The sequence below is a fragment of the Ruegeria sp. SCP10 genome, from assembly GCF_040329495.1.
Classification (GTDB): Bacteria; Pseudomonadota; Alphaproteobacteria; order Rhodobacterales; family Rhodobacteraceae; genus Ruegeria.
Genome location: NZ_JBDZYF010000073.1, coordinates 1 through 757 on the forward strand (window position 1 = coordinate 1; position 757 = coordinate 757).

The window sequence follows — 757 nt, forward strand, 5'->3', positions numbered from 1 at the left end:
CTAGGGCGTTTTTTGAGCGTTTCATCCTCGACGTACGCGCTCCAAACGGGCGCAAACCCCATGATCACCGTCTTGTTCTTGATGGGATTTTCTGGATCGCCAGAACCGAAGCCCCTTGGCGCGATCTGCCTGATGAGTTCGGCAAATGGTCAAGCGTCTATCGCCAGTTCCGGCGCTGTACGCTGGCGGGTCTCTGGGAGCAAATCATGGACGCTCTGAACCAAAGCGGGGCCGTCCCGAGCACCTTACAAATGATAGACAGCACCGTGATCCGCGCCCACCATCAGGCAGCGGGCGCTAAAGGGGGACTCCGCGACAGGGTTTTGGCCGCTCAAGAGGTGGCTTTACGACCAAGATCCACCTCCTCGTCAATGCGCATGGCTTGCCCATGAGGACGGAAATCACGCCAGACCAGACATCCGACTCCGACTATCTCGGTTTCGATCTGGTCATGGCTGACATTCTACCCCAGCGAGCGTTCTGCTGGCAGACCGTGGGTACGATGGCGACAGCATCCACAAAACCATGGACAACTGCAACGTGCCGTCAGTCATACCCATGCGGAAATCACGCAAGAAACGTGACGGTGTCGGCCGGTCACTCTATCGCCTTCGCAACTTGGTGGAGCGTTGCTTCAACAAGCTGAAGAATACCCGCCGTGTCGCAACACGATATGACAAGACAGCCGAAAGCTACCTCGGCTTCATCGACATCACATCAATCCGCCTCTGGCTGCGTCATTTGTCAACATGACCTA

Annotated in this window: 1 pseudogene; it reads left to right on the plus strand. The window is 56.5% G+C overall.

The window, feature by feature from the left end:
* Positions 1-753, plus strand: a pseudogene (locus ABLN87_RS22320) (IS5 family transposase); the annotation flags it as partial.
* Positions 754-757 lie beyond the last annotated feature (4 nt).